The sequence below is a fragment of the Neisseria sp. 27098_8_112 genome (assembly GCF_041433235.1).
Classification (GTDB): Bacteria; Pseudomonadota; Gammaproteobacteria; order Burkholderiales; family Neisseriaceae; genus Neisseria.
Map to the genome: position 1 here is coordinate 57,021 of NZ_JAPWBB010000006.1, position 25,961 is coordinate 82,981.

Below are 25,961 nucleotides of genomic sequence, written 5' to 3' on the forward strand. Positions count from 1 at the left end.
GTCTGAAACGGGCGCAGTCGGTTTCGGCGAAACAAAAATACTACTGAAATCGTTTATAGATTCAATCGCATACTCTTGCCGTATCAGCGTAAAATCAGAAGCATATTGATCATTCCTTTCATACTGATACATTATGGCTCTACCCGAACTGACCGATGCCGAGCTTGCCGAATCCCGCAAGTTGCTGCTGCGCTTTGCCCAGATCCAGCTGCCCGACCGCCCCGATTTGGCGGAAGACCTCGTACAGGAAACCATGCTTTCCGCCTACCGTGCGGCCGAGGGTTTCAAAGGCGACGCCCAAGTGAGCAGCTGGCTGTTTGCAATCTTAAAAAACAAAATTACCGACTGCCTGCGCCAAATCGGACGGCAACGCCAAGTTTTCGTCACGCGCGACGAAGAAGCTTTGGATGAATCCTTTGAAGGACATTTTGCCGCCGACGGGCATTGGACGGACGAAGGACAGCCTCAGGGTTGGGACTCGCCCGAAGCCAGTTTGAACAATAAAGAGTTCTACCAAGTTTTGCAGACCTGCCTCTACCATCTGCCGGAAAATACCGCCCGTGTGTTTACCATGAAAGAGATTCTCGGCTTTTCAAGCGATGAAATCCGCGAACAATGCGGCATCAGCCATGCCAACTACCACACCATCATGCACCGCGCGCGCGAAACCTTGCGCCAGTGCCTGCAAATCAAATGGTTCTCCCATGCCTGACAGGAAAATGCCATGAAAAAATGCCGCAAAATGACCGATCTGATTTCCAAACAGCAAGACCAAGTACGTCTCAGTCTTTTTAACCGCATTGCCCTTGCCGTCCACCTGTCGCTCTGCCCCCGTTGCCGCGAATATAAGAAACAGCTCGAATTAATCAGCAACGCCATGCACAAGATGTTTCGATGATTAAAAAAAGGCCGTCTGAAACCTACCCCTGTCAGTTTCAGACGGCCTTTTTGTATCTGCTTATTTATCGCTAATCTTGAATAAGATATGGTTTACAGCTCACTTTTTTAGCAGTATCTGTTTTCAAACTTGCGCCGTTAGCCTTTGCCTTTTGAGGCATGGCTGCGGATTTTGATACGGCAGAACAAGATAAAGGCCGTCTGAAAGATGAATTTCAGACGGCCTTTTTCACGGCTTTTAGTGTTGTTCTTCCGGCTCGGGTTCGTCTTTGCCGAACCAGTTGTCAAAGCGGATGGTGTATTTCAACTCGCCGCCGGAGGAGCGCGTGCCGATGCGGGCAACGGCTTGGATGGCGCGGGTCAGTTGGTACACGAGTTTGACGGATTGTTCGGCGCTGGAAATGCCGTATTCGTAACCTGCGTAGAGGTTGTTGGTGAGCTGTTTGCCGACGGTCAGGACTTGTTCGGCAGGGTTGAGCTCGCCGGTTTGGGCATTGCGGCTGCGTTTGCTGGTAAAGCCCAAATCATCCACAAGGCCGATGCGGTCGTTGACTTGGCCGGCAAGCAGCGCGCTGGCGGCAGCAGAGAGCGTGGCGTTGTCGCCGTCGCTGCCGCTGCTGGCACGGTTGAGGATGAGCCAGGAGAGTTTGTCTTTTTCACTCATGGCTTCTTTGGCAACCAAGGTCACGCGCGGATTGTTGAGGCTGCCGAGGACTTCGACGCCCGCGCCGACTGGGGAGAGGCGGCGTTCGGCACGGATGTTGAGGTTTGGATTAGTCAGCGGGCCGACAAAGGAAACCGATCCTTTGGTGATGTCGAGGTCTTGGCCGTAGGCTTTGTAGCGGCCTTTGACAACGCGCACGGTACCAACGCCTTGTACGGCTTCGCTCGGACGGGACGTGATGGCCAGTTTGCCGCCGATGGTAACGTCTGCGCCGTAGCCGACAAAACGGACATTGTCGTTGATATTCAAGACAAGGTTCATATTAATCGGCGTGGTGGCCGTTGCTTCTTTTGGGGTTTCGCCCAATACAACCACATCATCGTCGAGGGTCGGCATGGAGGATTTTTGCGAACCGAACATACCGTAGTCGGTATTGAGCGTGCCGTTGAGCGATACGCCTTTTCCCGGATTGTAGAGGACTTTGGCCGCGCCGGAGAGCTGCAGTCGGCGGTTTGGACGCGAGAGGGTGCGGTATTTGTCGAAGACGATGTCCACGTCGACATCGGGGTTGGCGTTGGCAAGGTTGACCGCGCCTTTGAGCTCAATCGTGCCGCCACGGTGGAATTTGAGGCTGTCGATGACCCATTTTTGACCTTGCAGGCGTGAACGCAATACGCCGTTGTCGAGAATCAGGCCTTGGGTTTGATGGCGGTAATAGAGGTTGTCGCCGTTAATCAGGCCGCTCAGTTGCGGATCGTTCAGACGGCCTGCCAAGTTGATGGCGGCGTTCAGACGGCCTTTGAGGGTTTGGCCGACGGGCAGGAAGTTGCGGAAGACTTCGAGGTTGGCAACGTTCAGGTTAAGCTTGCCGCTCATAGGGGCGGTATCGAAGCTGGTGCCTTGACCGATGTTGACAGTACCGTTGGCACGGCCGTAATTGGTTTGGAGGTCGAGGTTGCTGTTGACGGTGGGCGAACCGAGTCGGCCGCCGATGGTGGCGGTCGCGTTCAGACGACCTGCAATGCCTTGGGCTGTCGCCGGCATAAAGGATTTGAGCGAGCCTAAATCGGGAACGCTGATATTGACTTTGCCGCTGACAGGGGCGTTGTTGATGTTGTTGCCGAACTGCTGGGCGATGCCGAGCGTGCCGTCAACTTTGCCGAAGCGGGTATTGCCTTCCAGCGTGCTGTCGATGCGGCCGTTTTGGAAACGGGTACGCAGGGCGAGTGCGGAAAGCCCCAAAGGCTGTTTGTTTTTCGGGTCTTTGTTCGGCAAGATGATGTCGCCGCTTTGACGGTTGATGTTGAGGAAGCCGCGCGCGTTTTGACTGTACGCCAAATCCCAGTCGCCGCCCAAGACGAGGTTGTGTTCGATGGGCGGAGTGTAGAAGTTGTGCAATTCGGTAATGTGCAGATTTTGTGCGCTGCCTTTACTGGTAATGCCGGCTTTTTTGTCCCAAACGAAATTTTGCAGGTTGAGGCTGCCGCCCATAGCCGCCCAGCGTGCGCTGCTGAGGGAAACGCGTTCGCTGCCGGCTTCGAGATTGAGGCGGTTTTGCAGTTTGAGGTTGAACGCGCCGCTGATGTCGAGCGTGTCGACCGTGCCTTTCCATTGGGTTTGGTCTTTGTTGAGGCCGCCGGTGGCGTCGAGGTCGAGCTTATAGCGTTTGTTGTCCACAGCCATGCTGCTGTTGCCGCGGATGTGGTGGTGTGAGCCTGTGCCGCTGATGAGCAGGTTGACGTTGTCAATCATGGCCGCGCCGCCGGATACAGCGATGTGTTCGCCTTTAATATCGGCACTCAACGGACGGTTGGTGTCGGGCGAACCTTTGAGCTTGAAGTCGAGGGTGCGGATGTTGACGGCATCGGCGACTTTGAAGTTGCGCGCTTCGCCGTTCAAATCGGCTTCAAGGGTTTTGAGGCCGTCTGAAAAACTGCCGGAGATGTAGCCGCGCGCGTTGAGCAGGCCGCTCAAGCCGAAGCCGAAACGCGACAAATCGGGGGCGGTAATATTGAGGTTGAGGCGGTCGCCTTTTTTGCCGAAGCTGCCGTTGGTTTTGACGATGTTGCTGCCGAGGGTCAGGTCGGTCAGGGCGCGCGAGAGGTGTTTGTTTTCATAGGCGACGTCGGCTTTGCCGCTGAGCGGAACGCCGTTGAGCGTACTCGGTGCGAACTGCATTTTGCCGGCGAATTTCTCTTGCGCCAGTATGCCGGTCAAGTTGATGTTGCCGTTGACGCTGCCTTGCGGAAGCTGCGGATCGATGCGCGCAGGGTTGAAGGCTTTGCTGACGATGTCCAGTTGCAGTTTGCGGTCTTTGAAGAGTTCGAGCGAGCCTTTGGCGTTGAGTTCGCCACCGTTTTGCGGAATCAGGCGGACTTTGTCGAGCTTGAGCGTGCGCTGGCCGAGCTGTTTGTCGGTTTGGAAAAACAGCATGCCGTCTGTACGCGCAAATCCGCTGTCGAGATTCCAGTTGACGACGGGGGAGGAGGTTTCGCCTTTGACGTCGATACTGCCGTTCAGACGGCCTGCGATGTTTTGACGGACGAAGTCGTCTGCGCCGGTATTGTTGATGCCCAGTGCGAGTTTGAGCTGGTCTTGGGCGGTATCGATTGAGCCGGATACATCGATGCTGCCGTCTTTGAGCAGATCTACACCGATGTCTTCAATCATGACCGTGCCTTTATCGTCGACGATGAATTCGCCGAGGATGCGTTTGACGGGGATATGATTTTCATCGGCAAAACCGGCTTGGTCGTTTTCCAAGTCAATCGAGCCTTCCAACGCAACGCCGTCGGTAAACGACGGAATGGTGGTGGCGTCGAAATTTAGGCGCGCTTTGGGCAGGCTGGGCAGGAAGGCCTGCGGATTGATGTTGGAACCTTTAATCAGGATTTCGCCGACGGTTTCATTGAGGCTGTCGGCGAATGGGTGAATGGTGGATTTTGCCGACAAATGAACGTTGTCGCTATCGAGCAGCAAGTCGGTGGATACGTCTTGCAGGCTGCCCCACAGGCGCACCGTACCATGTAGGGTTTCGCCCTCAAGCTGGCCTTTGGTATAGATGGCGGTATTGAGGACGTAGGGTTTGTTCAAACCGAGCACCACCGCGCCTGTCGAGCTGCTCCATGGCGTATCGGCGGTTTTGATGTGGAGGCGGTGTTCTTTTTTGTCGTAATGATAGGCTGCGTGCAGATGGTCGAGATAGACGGTCTGCTTGTCAAAACGCTTGCCCACGCTGATTTTGCCGGTTTCCAAACGGTCGAGATAGGCGGTAACGGGCAGGTCTATGCTGTCGGGCAGGCCTTTTGAAGGCTCTTCTTCTTTGGGCGGCGTGCGTTTGGTCACGATGGCGATGTCGCCGGCCACGACTTCAGTAATGTGCAAGGAAGGACGGGTTAGTTCGGACGGTTTCCAATCAAAGCGGAAGCTGCTGATTTTGATGTCCGCACCCTCTGTTTCAATCAACCATTTGTCGCCTTCAAAACCTTCAATCAGCGTGCCTTTCAGCGTATCCGAAGAGATTTTGACGCCGAACCATGACGGGATTTTGTACAAACCGAAACGCAAACCCGATTCCGTACCGACCAGCCAGCCGATTGCGCCGGCGGAAACGGTCAATACGCCCAAGGCGGACAGGACAAAGCCGCGCAACAGGCGTTTTTTGCGCTTTGGCGGGGCGGGCTGTTGTTCAGACGGCGTGGAAGTGTTTGCAGTATCGGTCATGATATTTTTCTGTTTGTCTGTTTTTCAGACGGCCTGGAATGGCTGAGGCCGTCTGAAAGAATGGATGGTGTATGTTTGTTAAAACCTTGTGCCTAAGCTGATGTGCCAGCGGATTTTTTTGTCGTGGTGGCCGTAGGCAATGTCGAAGGAGAACGGCGCAACCGGGCTGAACCAGCGCACACCCAAGCCGGTACCGTGTTTTAAGGTCATGTGTTTGAAGTTGCTTGCCGCATCGCCGACATCGTGGAAGATGGCGCCGGAGAAGCTTTTGGTAACCGGGAATTGATATTCGAGGCTGCCGACCACTAAGGCGCGTTGCGGTAGGACGGAGCCGTTGGGGCCTGCCAAGCCGATGCTGTCGAGTTCGTAACCGCGTACGGAAGTTGCGCCGCCGGTACGGAACATCAGGCTGGATGGCACTTCTTCGCCTTCGCGGGCATAAACGTAGCCTGCCTGTCCGCGTACGATGAATGTACCGAGTTTTTTGTTTTCAGGCGTGAAGAAATAGCCTGCCCGTGCCGTGGCGCGTGCCATTTGGGTGGAGGAGAGGAATTTGCCCAAAGTTGCCCCGATTTTGCCGTCGAGGTAGTAGCCGTTTTGAGGGTGCAGCTCGGTTTCGATGCTTTGCCGTTTCCATGAGGCGGTCAGCATGGTGGCATGGCTTCGGCCCAAATCGTAGCTGGTGTCGGGGACTTTGCGGTCTTCGGTAATGAATTCGAGGCCGAAGCGGGCATCGATATTGTTGCGGTCGCGGACATACCAAATACCGCTGGTCAGGGCGCGTTTTTCAAGGTTTTGCGTGGTCGAGCGGTTGTAGGAAACGTTGCTGGTCCAGTAGTTGCCGCGGTTGTTGCGCGGTTGGCTGATACCGGCGGCCAGCGTGGTTTCGTATTTGTCCATGTCCCAAACGATGGAACCGATGTAGCCCTTGTTAAAGAGGTTGTAATAGTCGTAGGCGATGCGGCCGCCGATTCCGTATTCGGAGTCGTAGCGGATACCGGTTTCCAGTTTGTGGCGTTTGACTTCGGTCACGTTGATTTTGACGGGAACGCGGTCGCCTTGCAGTTGATCGAAGTCGGCCTGTACGGACGCGCCGGAATAGTGGCCGTTTTGTTCAAGCGCCTGTTGCAGGTCGAGGATTTTGTCTAAGTCGTAAGGCGAACCAGGGTGGAAGCGCGCCATGCCGGAAACCACGCTCTCAGGGTAGCGGCGTGTGCCGGTGATTTGGAAATCACCAAAGTAAATGGGGCGGTTGCTCTCTACGATGACGTTCAAATCGGCTTTTTGGGTATTGGGATTGATGGTGGCTTGGGTGGTGGTAAGTTTCGCCAAAGGGTATTTTTTGCGTGTTACCGCGCTGAGGACGGAGGTTTTACTTGCACTCCAGCCGTCTTGGTCGAAGTTTTCGCCAACGGGCTGTTGCCAGTTTTCCATCGCATTTTGGTAGTATTCGGCCAAGTTGTCGTCATTCAATACGTCGCCGAGGATGGCCACGCTGACGTTGTCGACTTTGGTGCGCGGGCCAGGGGTGACGTTAACGGTGTAGCTTTCGCCATGGTCTTGAATATTGACGTTGCTGTTAAAGTAGCCTTTGGTCCGGAGCATGGTTTTGACGTTGTCGGGCGCCTCTTCGGCGAGGAAGCCGACCTGCTCTTTGTCTAGCTCTTCTTCCTGCTGCTGGGTAATCAGCGGCAGGTATTCTTCAAGCATTTCTTTGATTTCGCTGTCTTGGGTGTCGATTTTGACGGGGAATTTGGGCTTGAGTTTACCTGTTTGGTCGTCTTTGGGCTGCTTGGGCATTTCGGATTCGGGAACAGCTTCGTAGTCTTCTGCTTTGGGAACGGAAGTATCTACTGCCAACGCGTGTCCGTAGGCGAGCGCCAATGATGCAAATAAAACAGGGTAGGTCAGTTTGGTCATGATGTGTGTTCGACAGCGACAATTCTTCAGTTTGGGGATTTTAACATTATTTCTACAAGGTTTCAGGCTATGGTTATAAACGGAAATTTAGCGCGATAACGTTGCAAAATGCGACTTAAGGGCGGATTTTGGTTTGTTTCTATCTGATTGTAATATTTATGTTTTTGTGTTTTTACTGATGAAGTTGCCTTTGTATTCGGCCTTATGGCGCAGATTTCAGGCCGTCTGAAAGCAAGATACAGAGAAGTAAAGCAACGGTATGGGCATACTTTAAAGTAGGGTTTGAGCAGTTTTGACCGTATTTTTGGCATAAAGTGCCAACTGTGTCATAAATGCTAAACTTTGATGCTGTTTTTGTGAGGTGTGCATGAAAACCTCGCCGACAAATGATTTTTTATTTTAGAATGTAAGACTTTTTTAACATATCTTTAAATTGAAGGAACGGATATGGCAAGTGGCAATCCGCTTTTGAACGCGCTCAATCGCGTCAGCCTGGTGGCACAAATCGCCATCGGCTTGGTTTTAGGTATTCTTGTGGGTGCAGTTTCACCGCAAGTCGGTATCAGCGCAGGACTGCTGGGCAGCCTGTTTGTCGGTGCGCTTAAGGCTATCGCGCCGATTTTGGTATTTGTTTTGGTGACTGCCGCCATTGCGCAACACCAAAAAGGCAATCAGGCCCACATCAAACCGATTTTGATTTTGTATATTTTCGGTACGTTCGCAGCGGCTGTGGTGGCGGTTGTCGCCAGTATGGCATTCCCGACCACGCTGATTCTGCGTACGGCAGGCGATGTATCCGTTGCGCCGCCTTCCGGCATTGTCGAAGTGTTGAAAACGCTGCTGATGAATTTGGTGGCCAACCCGATTAACGCGCTGGCCAATGCCAACTATATCGGCATTTTGGCTTGGGCTTTGGTATTGGGCGCGGCTTTGCGTCATCACGGTTCGGATACGACCCGCCAAGTGGCGGCCGACTTGGCCGATACCGTTTCGACCGTTGTGAAATGGATTATCCGTTTTGCGCCGCTGGGTATTTTCGGCTTGGTATCTTCTACTATTGCGGAAACCGGTTTTGAAGCGCTTGCCGGTTATATGAAGCTGTTGGCCGTATTGCTCGGCTGTATGCTGTTTATTGCTTTGGTGGTCAACCCGATTATTGTGTGGACGCAAATCCGCCGCAACCCTTTCCCGCTGGTGTTTACCTGCCTGCGCGAAAGCGGCGTGTATGCCTTCTTTACCCGTTCTTCCGCCGCCAACATCCCTGTGAACATGGCATTGGCGAAAAAACTGGGTCTGCACGAAGACACTTACTCTATCTCCATTCCATTGGGTGCAACCATCAATATGGCTGGTGCGGCAATCACCATTACCGTTTTGGCGATGGCTGCGGCGCACACGCAAGGCATTACGGTTGACTTCGCCACTGCCCTGCTGCTGAGTCTGGTGGCTACCGTCAGCGCGTGCGGTGCATCCGGTGTGGCTGGTGGCTCATTGTTGCTGATTCCGTTGGCGTGCAGCCTGTTCGGTATCGATAACGATGTGGCCATGCAGGTGGTTGCTGTCGGCTTCATCATCGGCGTGATTCAAGACTCTGCAGAAACTGCGTTGAACTCTTCCACCGACGTTTTGTTTACTGCCGCTGCCGATTTGGGCCGTCAACGTAAAGAGTGATTTTAAGGGCAACCTAAATCCAGCAAAGGCCGTCTGAAAAGTTTCAGACGGCCTTTGTTTTATGCCAAGCAAAGGGATTTTTAGATGGTCAAGCCGATAGATTGGTTTGATCGGACTGACGGTATCCGCTGTCATCAGTTGGATTTTTCCCGTAAAATACAGTCTTGAATGTATTTGAACACCTCTTTCAGACGGCCTGACCGTTTTATCACATTTGCAAAAACAATGATTAAAAAAATATTCTCATGGTTCGAGTCACGTATCGACCCTTATCCAGAAGCTGCTCCGAAAACGCCAGAAAAAGGGTTGTGGCGGTTTATTTGGAGCAACATTGAAGGCGTGCGCAAATGGATTGCCGTGTTGGCCGTGTTTACGGTCGGCATCGGCATCATGGAAGCCTTGATGTTCCAATTTATGGGCAAGGTGGTCGACTGGCTCGGCGCTTATACGCCGCAAACGCTTTTTGTTGAAAAAGGCCATGCATTAATCGGCATGATGGCCATGGTGGCATTTTTTGCCGTTTGGACCTTTTTCGCTTCCAATGTGCGCCTGCAAACCCTGCAAGGCGTGTTCCCCATGCGCCTGCGCTGGAATTTCCACCGCCTGATGTTGGGACAAAGCCTAGGCTTTTATCAGGACGAATTTGCCGGCCGCGTATCCGCCAAAGTCATGCAGACCGCGCTGGCGCTGCGCGATGTCGTGATGACCGTCGCCGATATGGTTGTGTATGTGCTGGTGTACTTCATCACTTCCGGTGTGATTCTGTCCTCATTCGATGCCTGGCTTATCGTGCCGTTTATCTGCTGGATGATTGGATTCGCGATGATTATGCGCTTCCTGATTCCCAAACTCGGCAAAACCGCTGCACGCCAAGCCGATGCGCGCTCGCTGATGACCGGCCGCATTACCGACGCCTATTCCAATATCGCCACCGTCAAACTCTTCTCCCACGGCGCACGCGAGGCCGCTTATGCCAAGCAGTCGATGGAAGAGTTTATGGTAACCGTCCATGCCCAAATGCGTTTGGCAACGCTGCTGCACACCTGCAGCTTTATCGTCAACAGCTCGCTGACCGTCGGCACGACCGCCTTGGGTATTTGGCTTTGGTATCACGGCCAAGTCGGCGTAGGCGCGGTAGCTACGGCCACGGCCATGGCATTGCGTGTGAACGGTTTGTCGCAATACATCATGTGGGAGTCTGCCCGATTGTTTGAAAACATCGGTACCGTCAACGACGGCATGGCCACCCTGTCCAAACCACACACCATCCTCGACAAGCCGCAAGCCCTGCCGCTGAAAGTCACCCGAGGCGAAATCAAGTTTGATCACGTCGATTTCTCCTACGAAGCAGGCAAACCGCTCCTTAACGGCTTTAATCTGAACATCAAGCCCGGCGAAAAAGTCGGCTTGATCGGCCGCAGCGGCGCGGGCAAATCCACCATCGTCAACCTGCTCCTGCGTTTTTACGAACCGCAAAGCGGCACGATTTCGATCGACGGTCAAAACGTGGACAGCGTTACCCAAGAAAGTCTGCGCGCCCAAATCGGTTTGGTGACGCAAGATACCTCCCTGCTGCACCGCTCCGTCCGCGACAACATTATCTACGGCCGTCCCGATGCGACCGAAGCCGAAATGATTTCTGCCGCCGAACGCGCCGAGGCCGCCGGTTTTATTCCTAACTTGAGCGATGCCAAAGGCCGACGCGGCTATGATGCACACGTTGGCGAACGCGGCGTGAAACTTTCCGGCGGCCAGCGCCAACGCATCGCCATCGCCCGCGTTATGCTCAAAGATGCGCCGATTCTGTTGCTTGACGAAGCCACCAGCGCGCTCGACTCCGAAGTCGAAGCAGCCATCCAAGAAAGCCTCGACAAAATGATGGAAGGCAAAACCGTGATTGCCATCGCCCACCGCCTCTCCACCATCGCCGCGATGGACCGCCTCATCGTCTTGGACAAAGGCCGCATCATCGAAGAAGGCAGCCACACCGAGTTGCTCGAGAAACAAGGCCTGTACGCCAAACTTTGGGCGCACCAAAGCGGCGGCTTCTTGAGTGAGCATGTCGAGTGGGAAAACAATTAAACGCTTTGAAAGAAGATAAAAGGCCGTCTGAAAACATTTTTAGACGGCCTTTATTAATGAAGCAAAGGGCAGGTGGGATAACCGCCCTTTGTCAGTTGAAACCTTAGTTTTTTACAGCCCCAGCGACCAAGCATTTTGGTGTTCGGACAAGTCTTCCAAGCGGTTTTCGTAATGGGCGAAGATTTCTTCGATGATTTCGTCTTCGTCGTCGATGACGCGGATCAGGTTCAAATCCTCTTCCAAAATCAGGTTTCTGCCCAGCAACTGCTCGCGTATCCAGTCCAACAGTCCAGCCCAAAATGCTTTGCCCACTAAGATAATCGGGCGGTCGGGCGTTTTGCCGGTTTGCACCAAAGTCAGGCTTTCAAACAATTCGTCCAATGTACCGAAACCGCCGGGCATGACGACATATGCCACAGCGTGTTTGACGAACATGACTTTGCGCGGGAAGAAGTGTTGGAATTTAATCGACAAATCTTGATACGGATTGGCTTTTTGTTCGTGCGGCAGCACGATATTCAGCCCTACCGCCGGACTTGCGCCTGCAAACGCGCCTTTGTTGGCCGCTTCCATAATGCCCGGTCCGCCGCCGGAAATCACGGAAAATCCGGCATCCGACAGTTTGCGGGCCAAGCGCAATGTGAACTCGTAGTCGGGATGGTTTTCGGGCGTGCGCGCGCTACCGTAAATGCTGATGGCCGGCTGAATGGCGCGTAACTCTTCGCCGGCTTCGACAAATTCGGAAATAATCTTCAATACATGATACGACTCGCGCGCCTGAATATCGCGGCGTGTTTCGTCGGGCAGCATGGGTTTGGGCAGTTTTTTGAGCAGGCTCACGGTTTTTCCTTCGAGTTTTTATGTGCCGTATTGTAACCCGAAAGGGGCAGGCCGTCTGAAAGTCGGGTTTCGGTGGTAAGTGTACCTGCCACATTTTCAAAAGCCCGTTACAATATCTGCTTTTATTCAACTGCTCCGCCATGCTCGATATTATCCACCGCGACAGCCGCACCATCGCCGTCAACAAACCTGCCGGAATGCTGGTGCACCGAAGCTGGTTAGACAAACACGAAACCCGTTTTGCCGTGCAGACCCTGCGCGACCAAATCGGGCAGCACGTCTATCCCGTCCACCGCCTCGACCGCCCGACTTCCGGCGTCTTGCTGTTTGCCCTCGATACGGAAGCCGCACGGTTATTGATGCAGCAGTTTGAAAACAAAACCATCGAAAAAACTTATTGGGCGATTGTTCGCGGTCATCTGCCTTCAGACGGCCTGATTGATTACGCCCTCAAATATATGCCCGACAAAATCGCCGAAGCGCAGACCGAAGCCACATTGCAGGAAGCGCAAACCACCTACCGCTGTCTGGCGCAAACCGAGTTGCCGTTCCAATCCGCCCTGCGTTATCCGACCTCGCGTTATTCGTGGGCCGAACTTACGCCGCACACAGGTCGCAAACACCAACTCCGCCGCCATATGAAACACATTTTCCACCCCATCGTCGGCGACACCAACTACGGCGATTTGCGCCAAAACCATGCCGTTGCCAAACATGTCGGCACGCAACGCCTGATGTTGCACGCGCGAAGCCTCAGTTTTCAAAGCATAGAAAACGGCAGCCGGATGACCGTACAAGCGCCTATAGACTACGACTGGCGGCTTTGGATGGAAAAATTTAAAACCGAGGCCGTCTGAAAACCCAAACCGCACATTTTCAGACGGCCCGGTCATGGAAAAAAACGGGCAAATCCCTTACAATACGCCCCTAAAATTTTGAAAGAACACAAGAATCATGGAAGCCGAAGTAATCAACCAGCTTAACAACACCCTAAACGACTTGGAGAAGCGCAGCGAAGACATCCGCGTTTATATGGACTACCAAGGCAAAAAAGACCGCCTTGAAGAAGTCGTCGGCCTCTCCGAAGACCCGGAACTCTGGAACGACCCCAAACGCGCCCAAGAAATCGGCAAAGAGCGCAAAATCCTCGAAGGCATCGTGGTGACCCTCGACAACATCGCCACAGGTATCGAAGACAACCGTATGCTGATTGAAATGGCCGTCGAAGAAAACGACGAAGAAGGTTTCGCCGCCGTGCAGGAAGACGTGGCCGGTTTGGAAAAACAAATGGCCGACCTCGAATTCAAACGAATGTTCAACCAGCCTGCCGACCCGAACAACTGCTTTATCGACATCACCGCAGGCGCGGGCGGTACCGAAGCCGAAGACTGGGCAGGCATGTTGTTCCGCATGTACAGCCGTTACGCCGAGCGCAAAGGCTTCAAAATCGAAATCCTTGAAGAAGACGACGGCGAAATCGCAGGCATCAACCGCGCCACCATTCGAGTGGAAGGCGAATACGCCTACGGCTTGCTGCGCACGGAAACCGGCGTTCACCGTTTGGTGCGCTACTCGCCGTTTGACTCGAACAACAAACGCCACACGTCTTTTTCATCCGTGTTTGTTTACCCCGAAATCGACGACTCCATCGAAATCGAAATCAATCCCTCCGATTTGCGTATCGACACTTACCGTGCATCCGGTGCCGGCGGTCAGCACATTAACAAAACCGACTCCGCCGTGCGTATTACCCACGAGCCGACCGGTATCGTGGTTCAATGTCAAAACGACCGTTCGCAACACGCCAACAAAGCCGCCGCGATGGAAATGTTGAAATCCAAACTGTACGAATTGGAAATGCGCAAACGCAACGAAGAGAAACAGGCATTGGAAGAAGGCAAGTCCGATGTGGGTTGGGGCAGCCAAATCCGCTCATACGTTTTGGACTCCTCACGCATCAAAGACCTGCGTACAGGCTACGAAGTCGGTAACACCAAAGCTGTATTGGACGGCGACTTGGACGGCTTCATCGAAGCCAGCCTGAAACAAGGCGTATAAACCGTAAAACATAAAATGCCGTCTGAAAGATTTCAGACGGCATTTTTCAGTTTGAAAGAAACATTATTTTGCAAATATTAAAACATGTTTTGCAAATGCAAAGATTGGCGGTAATATATAGTTTCTATAAAAATGATTGGTAGGTGCAATAGGCCGTCTGAAGCCTGATCCTGTCCGATATATTAGGAGAACTTATTAAATGTCCGGTCAAAAGCTGTCTTCTGCCGAGAAAACTTTCTTCGGCCATCCTTTGCAATTATCCACCCTATTCCATATTGAGCTGTGGGAGCGTTTTTCCTTCTACGGTATGCAGGGCATCCTGCTGATTTATCTGTATTACACCGCGAGTCAAGGCGGTTTGGGTATGGATAAAGCCTTGGCCGGCGGCATTGTCGGCGCGTACGGCGGCAGCGTTTACCTGTCCACCATTCTCGGCGCATGGTTGGCCGACCGCATTTGGGGCGCGGAACGTACCCTGTTTATCGCCGGTATCGTCGTGATGACCGGCCATATTTTATTGGCGATTGTGCCGGGTTTGATGGGATTGCTGTTGGGCTTGGTGTTTATCGCACTGGGCAGCGGCGGCGTGAAATCGTCTGCCGGTTCGATGGTCGGCTCTTTGTATGAACGGGACGACCTGCGAGAATTGCGCGATGCCGGTTTCTCCATTTTCTATATTTCCATCAATATCGGCGGTTTCTTAGGCCCTTTGTTGACCGGTATTTTGCAAGACAGAATGGGATTTCATTACGGTTTCGGTGCGGCGGCCGTCGGTATGGCATTTGGCCTGCTGTGGTATTCGCGCGGCCGTAAAAACCTGCCGCATACGCCGGCTCCCAATCCGTTGCGACCTGAAAAGGTACAGACTGCAATAGCTGTCGGTGTGTTGCTGGTTTTGGTGTTGGGCAGCGTGATTGCTTCCGGCGCGCTCAATCTTGAGAACTTTTCACGCTGGCTTTTGGGCGTGGTCATTATCACCGTTATCGCTTATTTTGCACGCCTGCTGGGCAGCAGCCAGGTTGAGGCAGCCAATAAACGTTACATCATGGCCTATATTCCGCTGTTTTTGACTATTTGTATGTTCTGGGCGGTTTGGTTTCAGGTGTACACCGTTGCGACGGTTTATTTTGACGAAACGGTTGACCGTACTTTCTTCGGCTTTACCGTACCTGTTTCATGGAAAGATTCGATACAGGCCATGTGGGTGGTTCTCTTTTCCGGCGTGATGGCGGCGGTGTGGACGAAAATGGGCAAGCGCCAACCTAAAACGCCGTTGAAGTTTGCGCTGGCCATGTTGATAACCGGCGTCTCTTATTTGTGTTTCATTCCGTATATTTCATCCGAGACCCCGATGCCGATTATCGTGTTTATGCTGGTGTTGCTGGCGATTACGATAGGCGAACTGATGCTGTCGCCGATTTCGCTGTCGTTTTCCACCAAAATCGCACCGAGTATGTTTAAAACACAAATGGTTGCTTTGAATTTCTTGGCATTGTCCATCGGCTTTACCTTGGGCGGAGTGTTGTTTAAAGACTACTACAATGCTCAGTCGCCATTGGATTTCTACTGGATGCTGGCCACCATCGGCGCAGTGACCTGCGGTATCCTGCTGGTACTTACCCCGGTATTGAACCGCATGCTCAAAGGTGTCGATTGATTTTTCTATTTAAAATAATGTGATGTACACAGGCCGTCTGAAAAGAATCAGTTTTCAGACGGCCTGATGTTTTTATTGAGGTTTGGGAAAGGACGGTTTTCCAGATTTTTGAAGTAAATCGGACAGGCGGAAAATCCGAATTAAATGATACATGATTAAAACGAAATTAAAATTGTGAAATATTAAATAAGAATAAGAATTGTTCTCATAACTTTATTGAATTTATTAGGGTTTTTTTGCTGATTTGCTGATATTTACCTTTAAATGGCTTTTGAAATTCGATAAAATGGTAATCTATTTTTAAGATTTGTCTGTCAACCAGTTAGGTACGACCATGTTGGCCAGTTACTTTCCCGTCCTCGTATTCATCCTCGTCGGCCTTGCGGCCGGCGTGCTGTTTATTCTGCTCGGCACAATTTTAGGCCCGAAACATCACTATGCCGAAAAAGACGCGGCTTACGAATGCGGTTTTGAAGCCTTTGAAAACGCAAGGATGAAGTTCGACGTGCGCTATTACCTCGTCGCCATCCTCTTCATCCTATTTGATTTGGAGGTCGCGTTCATGTTGCCATGGGCAGTTGTGTTCAAAGATTTGGGCGCGTACGGCTTCTGGTCTATGCTGGTGTTTATCGTTGTTTTGACGGTAGGCTTTATTTACGAATGGAAAAAAGGTGCGCTGGAATGGGAATAGAAGGCGTTTTGAAAAAAGGTTTCATCACCACCAGCGCGGATACGGTGTTGAACTATATGCGTACCGGTTCATTGTGGCCGGTTACTTTCGGCTTGGCCTGCTGCGCCGTGGAAATGATGCATGCGGGTATGGCGCGTTATGACCTTGACCGTTTCGGTATCATTTTCCGTCCGTCCCCCCGTCAGGCCGACCTGATGATTGTGGCAGGTACGCTGACCAACAAAATGGCGCCCGCCCTGCGCCGCGTATACGACCAGCTCGCAGAGCCGCGCTGGGTATTGTCTATGGGCTCGTGTGCCAACGGCGGCGGCTATTATCATTACTCTTATTCCGTTGTGCGCGGTGCCGACCGCGTCGTGCCGGTAGACGTTTATGTGCCGGGTTGTCCGCCGACTGCGGAAGCCCTGATTTACGGCCTGATTCAGCTCCAACAAAAAATCAAGCGCACTTCCACCATCGCGCGTGACGAGTAAGGAGAGGACGACATGGCAAGCATTCAAAACTTATACGAGACCGTCGTCGGCGTGCTTGGCGATCAGGCAAGCAAAGTCATTTCAGCTTTGGGCGAGATTACCGTCGAGTGTCTGCCCGAACACTATATTTCAGTCATGACCGCATTGCGCGACCATGAAGAGCTGCATTTCGAGCTTCTGGTTGACTTGTGCGGTGTCGATTACAGCACTTACAAAAACGAAGTATGGCAGGGCAAACGCTTTGCCGTCGTCAGTCAGTTGCTTTCCGTTAAAAACAATCAACGCATCCGCGTACGCGTCTGGGTTTCAGACGACGACTTCCCCGTAGTCGAATCCGTAGTCGATATTTACAACAGCGCGGATTGGTACGAACGCGAAGCCTTCGATATGTACGGCATCATGTTCAACAACCACCCGGACTTGCGCCGCATCCTGACCGATTACGGCTTTGTCGGACATCCGTTCCGCAAAGACTTCCCGATTTCCGGCTATGTGGAAATGCGTTACGACGAAGAGCAAAAACGCGTGATTTACCAACCTGTTACCATTGAGCCGCGCGAGATCACGCCGCGTATCGTCCGTGAGGAGAACTACGGTGGCCAATAAATTAAGAAACTACACCATCAACTTCGGCCCGCAACACCCTGCGGCGCACGGTGTATTGCGTATGATTTTGGAGTTGGAGGGCGAAACCATCGTCCGTGCCGACCCGCATATCGGCCTCCTGCACCGCGGTACTGAAAAACTGGCTGAAACCAAAACCTATCTGCAAGCCCTGCCCTATATGGACCGTTTGGACTACGTTTCCATGATGGTCAACGAGCAGGCATACTGCTTGGCGGTAGAAAAACTCGCCGGAATTGATGTGCCTATCCGCGCCCAATACATCCGCGTCATGTTCGCCGAAGTAACGCGCATCCTCAATCACTTGATGGGCATCGGTTCGCACGCCTTCGACATCGGCGCGATGACCGCCATCCTCTACGCCTTCCGTGACCGCGAAGAACTGATGGACTTGTACGAAGCCGTGTCCGGCGCGCGTATGCACGCCGCTTACTTCCGTCCCGGCGGCGTTTACCGCGACCTGCCCGACTTCATGCCCAAATACGAGAGCAGTAAATTCCGCAATGCCAAAGTATTGAAGCAGCTCAACGAATCCCGCGAAGGCACCATGCTCGACTTCATCGACGCCTTCTGCGAACGCTTCCCGAAAAACATCGACACACTCGAAACCCTTCTGACCGACAACCGCATCTGGAAACAACGTACCGTCGGCATCGGCGTCGTCCCCCCCGAGCGCGCCATGCAAAAAGGCTTTACCGGCGTTATGTTGCGCGGTTCAGGCGTGGAATGGGACGTGCGTAAGACACAGCCTTACGAAGTGTACGACAAAATGGATTTCGACATCCCCGTCGGCGTCAACGGCGACTGCTACGACCGTTACCTCTGCCGTATGGAAGAAATGCGTCAATCCGTACGCATCATCAAACAGTGTTCCGAGTGGTTGCGTGTCAATCCGGGTCCGGTCATTACCACAAACCACAAATTCGCTCCGCCCAAACGTACCGAAATGAAAACAGGTATGGAAGACCTGATTCACCATTTCAAACTCTTTACCGAAGGTATGCACGTTCCCGAGGGCGAGACCTATACCGCTGTCGAACATCCGAAAGGCGAGTTCGGCGTTTACATCATTTCAGACGGCGCAAACAAACCCTACCGCCTGAAAATCCGCGCACCCGGCTTCGCCCACCTGCAAGGCATGGACGAAATGGCAAAAGGCCACATGCTCGCCGACGTCGTTGCCATCATCGGTACGCAGGACATCGTATTCGGGGAGGTTGACCGATAATGTTATCCGCAGAATCCTTAAAAAAAATTGATATTGAGTTGGCAAAATATCCTGCCGACCAACGCCGCTCCGCCATTATGGGCGCATTGCGTATTGCCCAGACCGAAAAAGGCTGGCTTGCTCCCGAGACCATCGCTTTTGTCGCAGACTATATCGGCATCTCGCCTGCACAAGCCTACGAAGTCGCTACTTTCTACAATATGTACGACCTTGAGCCTGTCGGCAAATACAAACTGACCGTTTGTACCAACCTGCCCTGCGCCCTGCGCGGCGGTATGGATACCGGCGAATACCTGAAGAAAAAACTCGGTATCGGCTACGGCGAAACCACGCCCGACGGCAAATTTACCCTTGTCGAAGGCGAATGCATGGGCGCATGTGGCGACGCACCGGTCATGCTGGTAAACAACCACAGCATGTGCAGCTTTATGACCGAAGAGGCGATTGAGAGGAAACTGGCGGAGTTGGAGTAGGTCGTCTGAAACGACGATTTAAACGTAGGTCGGATACTTGTATCCGACAGAGTGGGTAAAGAGGCAAAATGTCGGATTCAAGAAACCGACTACTGAAATACCGAAATGCCGTTATTCCCGCGCAGGCGGGAATCCACCGGTAAGATTCGGTTTCTGAATTTAATAAAAGTATTGCTTATCATCAAGGATGGATTCCCGCCTGCGCGGGAATGACGGTAGACAAGCAAAGTAGGTTTGAGACCCAACAAAAACGTTTAAAGGTCGTTTGAAATATAAGGATGGAAATAATGAAGTATGTTTTCTTGTTTTTGTTAATTGTTTTCACTGTCTGTATAGAGGGTGCTATATTTTTTTCTTTTCAGGAATTGTTTTTTTCTGCTTTTGTTGGAGGCGTTTCTGGGGTTATTTGGGAATTGTGTAAGCTTATCGGTGCAAAAATCGAAGAAAGGGACATTCGCCTCTCAATTCTAATTCCGGGCATAGTTGCATTTGTCTTATGCGTTGCGCTTGCACTTGTTTATTTTAATTATGAAATTGGAGCAAAGTCTGCTTTATTGGCGTTATATCTAGGTTTTTTTGTAAGCGAAATATGGGCAGATTGCAGCTCGAAGATTTCAAAAAAGATAAGCAGTAAGGTTGGGTTGAGACCCAACAAAAACAATTAAAGGTCGTCTGAAAAAGCGACCGCAACCGATACGAAAACGAACAGGCACACCAAAAATGGCTATTTACCAATCAGGCGTGATTTTTGACCAAGTGGATACCGCCAATCCCGATTGCTGGACATTGGACGAATACGTCAAACGTGGCGGCTATACCGCCCTGCGTAAAATCCTGTCCGAAAACATCTCGCAAACCGATGTGATTGACGAAGTCAAAACCTCCGGCTTGCGAGGTCGTGGCGGTGCAGGCTTCCCGACCGGTTTGAAATGGAGCTTTATGCCCCGTTCCTTCCCGGGCGAAAAATATGTGGTTTGCAACACCGACGAAGGCGAGCCCGGTACATTTAAAGACCGCGACATCATCATGTTCAATCCTCATGCCCTGATTGAAGGCATGATTATTGCCGGTTACGCGATGGGTGCGAAAGCCGGCTACAACTATATCCACGGCGAAATTTTCGAAGGCTACCAACGCTTTGAAGCCGCTTTGGAGCAGGCGCGCGCCGCAGGTTTTTTGGGTAAAAATATTTTGGGTTCGGATTTTGAATTTGAACTCTTCGCCCACCACGGCTACGGCGCATATATTTGCGGCGAAGAAACCGCATTGCTCGAGTCGTTGGAAGGCAAAAAAGGCCAGCCGCGCTTTAAACCGCCATTCCCTGCTTCGTTCGGCCTGTACGGCAAACCGACTACCATCAACAATACCGAAACGTTCTCCTCCGTCCCCTTCATTATCCGTGACGGCGGACAGGCATTTGCCGATAAAGGTATTCCGAATGCAGGCGGTACCAAATTGTTCTGTATTTCCGGCCACGTCGAGCGCCCGGGCAACTATGAAGTGCCGTTGGGTACGCCGTTTGCCGAAGTCCTGAAAATGGCGGGCGGTATGCGCGGCGGTAAAAAACTTAAAGCCGTCATTCCCGGCGGTTCGTCCGCGCCCGTGTTGCCTGCCGATATCATGATGCAGACCAATATGGACTATGACTCGATTTCCAAAGCAGGCTCGATGTTGGGTTCCGGCGCGATTATCGTCATGGACGAAGACGTGTGCATGGTGAAAGCCCTTGAACGCCTGAGCTACTTCTACTACGACGAGTCTTGCGGCCAATGTACGCCTTGTCGTGAAGGTACTGGCTGGCTTTACCGCATCGTCCACCGCATCGTAGAAGGCAAAGGCCGCATGGAAGACTTGGATTTGCTGGATTCCGTCGGCAACCAAATGGCAGGCCGCACTATCTGCGCCCTTGCCGATGCCGCCGTCTTCCCTGTCCGCAGCTTTACCAAGCATTTCCGTGATGAGTTTGTGCATTACATCGAACACGGCGGACCGATGAAACCGAATAAGTGGTGCTAAGTTTTCAGACGGCCTCTAAAAGAATTATTTATTAAATACCCGTAACTAGGAACGAACCATGTTACAAATCGAAATCGACGGCAAACAGGTATCTGTGGAGCAGGGCGCGACGGTGATTGAAGCCGCGCACAAGCTCGGTACTTATATCCCGCATTTCTGTTACCACAAAAAACTTTCCATCGCCGCCAACTGCCGTATGTGTTTGGTGGACGTGGAAAAAGCCCCCAAACCCCTGCCCGCCTGTGCCACGCCGGTTACAGACGGCATGATTGTGCGTACGCATTCGGCAAAAGCCCGAGAGGCGCAAGAAGGCGTGATGGAGTTCCTGCTCATCAACCATCCGCTTGATTGTCCGACCTGCGACCAAGGCGGCGAATGCCAGTTGCAGGATTTGGCGATGGGCTACGGCAAAACCACCAGCCGTTATACCGAAGAAAAACGTTCCGTCGTCGGCAAGGATATGGGTCCTTTGGTTTCCGCCGAGGAAATGAGCCGTTGTATCCACTGTACCCGTTGCGTTCGTTTCACTGAAGAAATCGCCGGCGTGCAAGAAATCGCCATGGCCAACCGCGGCGAACATTCCGAGATCATGCCTTTTATCGGCAAAGCGGTGGAAACCGAATTGTCAGGCAACGTCATCGACTTGTGCCCTGTCGGCGCATTGACCAGCAAACCATTCCGCTTCAACGCGCGTACTTGGGAATTGAACCGTCGCAAATCCGTTTCCGCCCATGACGCTTTGGGCAGCAACCTGATTGTACAAACCAAAGACCATACCGTCCGCCGCGTGTTACCGTTGGAAAACGAAGCCATCAACGAATGCTGGCTGTCCGACCGCGACCGTTTTGCTTACGAAGGCCTGTATCACGAAAGCCGCCTGAAAAACCCGAAAATCAAACAGGGCGGCGAGTGGATGGACGTGGATTGGAAAACCGCGTTGGAATATGTCCGCAGCGCGATTGACTGTATCGCCAAAGACGGCAACCAAAACCAAGTCGGCATTTGGGCCAATCCGATGAATACGGTTGAAGAGCTGTATCTGGCGAAAAAACTCGCCGACGGCTTGGGTGTTAAAAACTTTGCAACCCGTTTGCGCCAACAAGACAAACGTCTTTCAGACGGCATTAAGGGTGCGCAATGGTTGGGACAAAGTATTGAATCGCTGGCTGACAACGATGCCGTATTGGTAGTCGGCGCGAACTTGCGCAAAGAACAGCCGCTCCTGACCGCCCGCCTGCGCCGCGCCGCCAAAGACCGTATGGCCTTGAGCGTATTGGCCAGCAGTAAAGAAGAATTGTTTATGCCGCTTCTGTCTCAAGAAGCCGCACATCCCGACGAGTGGGCAGGCCGTCTGAAAAACCTGTCTGCCAATGCGGAACACGCCGTTACCGCCAGCCTGAAAAACGCTGAAAAAGCAGCGGTGATTTTGGGCGCGGAAGTGCAAAACCATCCCGATTACGCCGCGATTTATGCAGCCGCGCAAGAGCTGGCGGACGCGACCGGCGCGGTGCTGGGCATTTTGCCGCAAGCCGCCAACAGCGTTGGTGCGGATGTCTTGAATGTAAACTCCGGCGAGAGCGTTGTCGAAATGGTAAACGCGCCGAAACAGGCAGTCTTGCTGCTCAACGTCGAGCCTGAAATCGATACGGCGGACGGCGCAAAAGCCGTGGCCGCGTTGAAACAGGCGAAAAGCGTGATGGCGTTTACGCCGTTTGTCAGCGAAACGCTGCTGGACGTGTGCGACGTATTGCTGCCGATTGCGCCGTTTACCGAAACCTCGGGCAGCTTCATCAATATGGAAGGCCGTCTGCAATCTTTCCACGGCGTGGTACAAGGCTTCGGCGATTCGCGTCCGATGTGGAAAGTGTTGCGCGTATTGGGCAACCTGTTTGACCTGAAAGGTTTTGAATACCACGATACCGCCGCGATTCTGAAAGATGCGCTGGATGCAGAAAGTCTGCCGTCCAAACTGGATAACCGCAGCGCATGGACAGGGGAAGGCGTTCAGACGGCCTCAGATCGTCTCGTCCGTGTCGGCGGCATCGGTATTTATCACACTGATTCTATCGTGCGCCGTTCCGCGCCGTTGCAAGAAACCAGCCATGCCGCCGTGCCTGCCGCGCGTGTAAATCCAAATACTTTGGCACGCTTGGGCCTGCAAGACGGACAAACCGCTGTCGCCAAACAAAACGGCGCAAGCGTATCGGTTGCAGTCAAAGCCGATGCCGGTTTGCCTGAAAACGTGGTGCATCTGCCGCTGCATACCGAAAATGCCGCGCTGGGTGCGTTGATGGACACTATTGAACTGGCGGGAGCTTGATCATGCAAGAATGGTTCCAAAACCTCTTTGCCGCAACGCTCGGTCTGGGCGATTTGGGTATCACCGTAGGTTTGGTGGTATCCGTCATCGTCAAAATCGTGATTATCCTGATTCCGCTGATTCTGACCGTTGCCTACCTGACATATTTCGAACGTAAAGTCATCGGCTTTATGCAGCTTCGCGTCGGCCCGAACGTAACCGGCCCGTGGGGCCTGATTCAGCCGTTTGCCGACGTGTTCAAACTCTTGTTTAAAGAGGTAACCCGTCCGAAGCTGTCAAACAAAGCCCTGTTCTACATCGGCCCGATTATGTCGCTTGCTCCGTCTTTTGCGGCATGGGCAGTGATTCCGTTTAACGAAGAATGGGTGCTGACCAACATCAATATCGGCCTTTTGTACATCCTGATGATTACCTCGCTGTCGGTTTACGGCGTGATCATCGCAGGCTGGGCTTCCAACTCCAAATATTCGTTCTTGGGCGCAATGCGTGCTTCCGCGCAAAGCATTTCCTACGAGATTGCCATGAGTGCCGCGCTGGTGTGCGTCGTGATGGTATCGGGCAGCATGAACTTCTCCGACATCGTTGCCGCACAGGCCAAAGGTATTGCCGGCGGTTCGGTATTCTCTTGGAACTGGCTGCCACTCTTCCCCATCTTCATCGTCTATCTGATTTCCGCCGTTGCCGAAACCAACCGTGCGCCGTTTGACGTAGCAGAGGGTGAGTCTGAAATCGTTGCCGGACACCACGTTGAATACTCCGGCTTCGCATTCGCGCTGTTCTTCCTTGCCGAATACATTTTCATGATTCTGATTGCCGCGCTGACATCGCTGATGTTCCTCGGCGGCTGGTTGTCTCCGTTCCCGCAAAGCTGGGGCTTTATCGGTACGCCTTCCGCATTCTGGATGTTTGTGAAAATGGCGGCGGTGCTGTACTGGTACCTGTGGATCCGTGCAACCTTCCCACGCTACCGTTACGACCAAATCATGCGTTTGGGCTGGAAAGTGCTGATTCCGATCGGCTTCGCCTACATCGTGATTTTGGGCGTGTGGATGATTTCACCACTGAATTTGTGGAAATAAGTTTCAGACGGCATCTTGAGGCCGTCTGAACAAAGTGATTTTGAATACCTAACGAAATCCCTGTTTTGAGGGAACATAATATGGCTAACTTAGTAAAAACCTTTCTGCTTGGCGAATTGGTAAAAGGCTTGGGCGTAACGCTCAAAAACTTTTTTGCCCGCAAAGACACAATTTATTTCCCCGAAGAGAAAACGCCGCAATCCGTGCGTTTCCGCGGCCTGCACGCGCAACGCCGTTATCCGAACGGCGAAGAGCGCTGTATTGCGTGTAAATTGTGTGAGGCAGTTTGTCCGGCAATGGCGATTAACATCGAATCGGAAGAACGCGAAGACGGGACCCGCCGCACCAAGCGTTACGACATCGACCTGACCAAGTGCATCTTCTGCGGTTTCTGCGAAGAGGCCTGCCCGACCGATGCGATTGTGGAAACCCATATTTTTGAATACCACGGCGAGAAAAAAGGCGACTTGCACATGACCAAGCCGATTCTTTTGGCCATTGGCGATAAATACGAAGCTGAAATAGCCAAACGCAAAGCCGCTGACGCGCCGTATCGTTAAGGAGCAGACGAATGACTTTTTCCGTGATTCTGTTCTATATTCTTGCCGCCATCGTTTTGTACGGTGCGGTTCGTACCGTCACCGCTAAAAACCCTGTTCACGCCGCTTTGCATCTGGTGCTGACCTTCTGCGTGAGCGCGATGCTTTGGATGCTGATGCAGGCTGAGTTTTTGGGCGTTACGCTGGTGGTGGTTTACGTCGGCGCCGTGATGGTGTTGTTCCTGTTCGTCGTGATGATGTTGAACATCGACATTGAAGAAATGCGCGCCGGTTTCTGGCGTCATGCGCCGGTTGCCGGTGTGGTCGGCACATTGTTGGCGGTTGCCCTGATCCTGATTCTGATCAACCCGAAAACCGACCTGGCCGCATTTGGTCTGATGAAAGACATTCCGGCCGATTACAACAATATCCGCGATTTGGGCAGCCGTATTTATACCGACTACCTGTTACCGTTTGAATTGGCGGCGGTATTGCTGCTGTTGGGTATGGTGGCCGCGATTGCGCTGGTTCACCGTAAAACCACCAATCCGAAACGCATGGATCCTGCCGACCAAGTTAAAGTACGCGCCGATCAAGGCCGTATGCGTCTGGTGAAAATGGAAGCGGTCAAACCGCAAATCGAATCTGCCGAAGAAAGCGAAGTTTCAGACGGCCTCAAGCCGGAAGGGGAGGGCAAAGCATGATTACCTTGACGCATTATCTGGTATTGGGTGCGCTCCTGTTCGGTATCAGCGCAATGGGTATCTTTATGAACCGCAAAAACGTGCTGGTATTGCTGATGTCGATCGAGCTGATGCTCTTGGCGGTGAACTTCAACTTTATCGCTTTCTCCCAATATTTGGGCGATACTGCCGGACAGATTTTCGTATTCTTCGTACTAACTGTTGCCGCTGCCGAATCTGCCATCGGTTTGGCGATTATGGTACTGGTGTACCGTAACAGAAAAACAATCAACGTTGCCGATTTGGATGAGTTGAAAGGGTAA

At 52.6% G+C, this 25,961-nt stretch carries 22 protein-coding genes; 19 read left to right on the forward strand and 3 right to left on the reverse strand.

The window, feature by feature from the left end; genetic code table 11:
• Positions 1-133: 133 nt before the first annotated feature.
• Together O3682_RS05360 and O3682_RS05365 are read left to right on the forward strand one after the other, a co-directional pair.
• Entirely contained in the window at positions 134-712 is a 579-nt protein-coding gene (locus O3682_RS05360; RefSeq protein WP_371508868.1) for a sigma-70 family RNA polymerase sigma factor, read from the forward strand.
• 12 nt (positions 713-724) lie between these two features.
• A complete protein-coding gene (locus O3682_RS05365; protein WP_315093250.1) occupies positions 725-898 on the forward strand; it encodes an anti-sigma factor family protein in 174 nt (57 codons plus the stop codon).
• Between the two features lie 237 nt (positions 899-1,135).
• Here O3682_RS05365 and O3682_RS05370 read toward each other — a convergent pair whose 3' ends face one another.
• Positions 1,136-5,284, reverse strand: a complete 4,149-nt coding sequence (locus tag O3682_RS05370; protein ID WP_371508871.1) for a translocation/assembly module TamB domain-containing protein — start codon at positions 5,282-5,284, stop codon at positions 1,136-1,138.
• A 78-nt stretch (positions 5,285-5,362) separates the two neighbouring features.
• Positions 5,363-7,204, reverse strand: a complete 1,842-nt coding sequence (locus O3682_RS05375) for an autotransporter assembly complex protein TamA (RefSeq protein ID WP_371508873.1) — start codon at positions 7,202-7,204, stop codon at positions 5,363-5,365.
• A gap of 447 nt (positions 7,205-7,651) precedes the next feature.
• Here O3682_RS05375 and sstT point away from each other — a divergent pair, with 447 nt between their 5' ends.
• Positions 7,652-8,875 carry a serine/threonine transporter SstT gene (gene sstT, locus O3682_RS05380; RefSeq protein WP_371508875.1) on the forward strand — a complete coding sequence of 408 codons (1,224 nt, stop codon included), beginning with the start codon at positions 7,652-7,654 and terminating at the stop codon, positions 8,873-8,875.
• Positions 8,876-9,100: 225 nt separating this feature from the next.
• Positions 9,101-10,957: an ABC transporter ATP-binding protein gene (locus tag O3682_RS05385; protein ID WP_371508877.1), complete on the forward strand. Its 1,857-nt coding sequence runs from the start codon at positions 9,101-9,103 to the stop codon at positions 10,955-10,957.
• Positions 10,958-11,068: 111 nt separating this feature from the next.
• Here the strand turns inward: O3682_RS05385 and O3682_RS05390 are convergent, their stop codons facing one another.
• A complete protein-coding gene (locus O3682_RS05390) occupies positions 11,069-11,797 on the reverse strand; it encodes an LOG family protein (RefSeq protein WP_371508879.1) in 729 nt (242 codons plus the stop codon).
• A gap of 140 nt (positions 11,798-11,937) precedes the next feature.
• On the opposite strand from O3682_RS05390, the gene truC reads away from it, so the two are divergent.
• From truC to nuoK, 15 genes are all read left to right on the forward strand, one after another.
• The gene (gene truC / locus O3682_RS05395) at positions 11,938-12,654 is read left to right on the forward strand and encodes a tRNA pseudouridine(65) synthase TruC (RefSeq protein ID WP_371508881.1); all 717 of its coding nucleotides are present in this window, start codon (positions 11,938-11,940) and stop codon (positions 12,652-12,654) included.
• A gap of 97 nt (positions 12,655-12,751) precedes the next feature.
• Positions 12,752-13,855: a peptide chain release factor 2 gene (prfB, locus tag O3682_RS05400; protein WP_063068574.1), complete on the forward strand. Its 1,104-nt coding sequence runs from the start codon at positions 12,752-12,754 to the stop codon at positions 13,853-13,855.
• Between the two features lie 199 nt (positions 13,856-14,054).
• Entirely contained in the window at positions 14,055-15,512 is a 1,458-nt protein-coding gene (locus O3682_RS05405) for an oligopeptide:H+ symporter (RefSeq protein ID WP_371508884.1), read from the forward strand.
• Between the two features lie 334 nt (positions 15,513-15,846).
• Positions 15,847-16,203 (forward strand): NADH-quinone oxidoreductase subunit A, encoded by a 357-nt coding sequence (locus O3682_RS05410; RefSeq protein ID WP_070606431.1) that lies wholly within the window; start codon positions 15,847-15,849, stop codon positions 16,201-16,203.
• Positions 16,194-16,676 carry a NuoB/complex I 20 kDa subunit family protein gene (nuoB, locus tag O3682_RS05415; protein ID WP_002215610.1) on the forward strand — a complete coding sequence of 161 codons (483 nt, stop codon included), beginning with the start codon at positions 16,194-16,196 and terminating at the stop codon, positions 16,674-16,676. The genes O3682_RS05410 and nuoB overlap by 10 nt, the downstream gene beginning before the upstream one ends.
• 12 nt (positions 16,677-16,688) lie before the next feature.
• Entirely contained in the window at positions 16,689-17,282 is a 594-nt protein-coding gene (locus O3682_RS05420; protein WP_002216335.1) for an NADH-quinone oxidoreductase subunit C, read from the forward strand.
• On the forward strand, positions 17,272-18,528 hold the full coding sequence (nuoD, locus tag O3682_RS05425) for an NADH dehydrogenase (quinone) subunit D (RefSeq protein WP_371508886.1): 1,257 nt from the start codon (positions 17,272-17,274) through the stop codon (positions 18,526-18,528). Before O3682_RS05420 ends, nuoD begins: the two co-directional genes overlap by 11 nt.
• Complete coding sequence (gene nuoE, locus O3682_RS05430; RefSeq protein WP_371508888.1) at positions 18,528-19,001, forward strand: NADH-quinone oxidoreductase subunit NuoE; 474 nt, start codon at positions 18,528-18,530, stop codon at positions 18,999-19,001. Before nuoD ends, nuoE begins: the two co-directional genes overlap by 1 nt.
• A gap of 287 nt (positions 19,002-19,288) precedes the next feature.
• Positions 19,289-19,666, forward strand: a complete 378-nt coding sequence (locus O3682_RS05435; protein ID WP_371508889.1) for a hypothetical protein — start codon at positions 19,289-19,291, stop codon at positions 19,664-19,666.
• Between the two features lie 55 nt (positions 19,667-19,721).
• The gene (gene nuoF / locus O3682_RS05440; RefSeq protein WP_003686543.1) at positions 19,722-21,017 is read left to right on the forward strand and encodes an NADH-quinone oxidoreductase subunit NuoF; all 1,296 of its coding nucleotides are present in this window, start codon (positions 19,722-19,724) and stop codon (positions 21,015-21,017) included.
• A gap of 58 nt (positions 21,018-21,075) precedes the next feature.
• A complete protein-coding gene (nuoG, locus tag O3682_RS05445) occupies positions 21,076-23,337 on the forward strand; it encodes an NADH-quinone oxidoreductase subunit NuoG (protein ID WP_371508891.1) in 2,262 nt (753 codons plus the stop codon).
• A 2-nt stretch (positions 23,338-23,339) separates the two neighbouring features.
• A complete protein-coding gene (nuoH, locus tag O3682_RS05450) occupies positions 23,340-24,416 on the forward strand; it encodes an NADH-quinone oxidoreductase subunit NuoH (protein WP_002216340.1) in 1,077 nt (358 codons plus the stop codon).
• An 80-nt stretch (positions 24,417-24,496) separates the two neighbouring features.
• The gene (gene nuoI / locus O3682_RS05455) at positions 24,497-24,976 is read left to right on the forward strand and encodes an NADH-quinone oxidoreductase subunit NuoI (RefSeq protein WP_002218650.1); all 480 of its coding nucleotides are present in this window, start codon (positions 24,497-24,499) and stop codon (positions 24,974-24,976) included.
• An 11-nt stretch (positions 24,977-24,987) separates the two neighbouring features.
• A complete protein-coding gene (locus O3682_RS05460; RefSeq protein ID WP_371508893.1) occupies positions 24,988-25,659 on the forward strand; it encodes an NADH-quinone oxidoreductase subunit J in 672 nt (223 codons plus the stop codon).
• Entirely contained in the window at positions 25,656-25,961 is a 306-nt protein-coding gene (gene nuoK, locus O3682_RS05465) for an NADH-quinone oxidoreductase subunit NuoK (RefSeq protein WP_003747881.1), read from the forward strand. Before O3682_RS05460 ends, nuoK begins: the two co-directional genes overlap by 4 nt.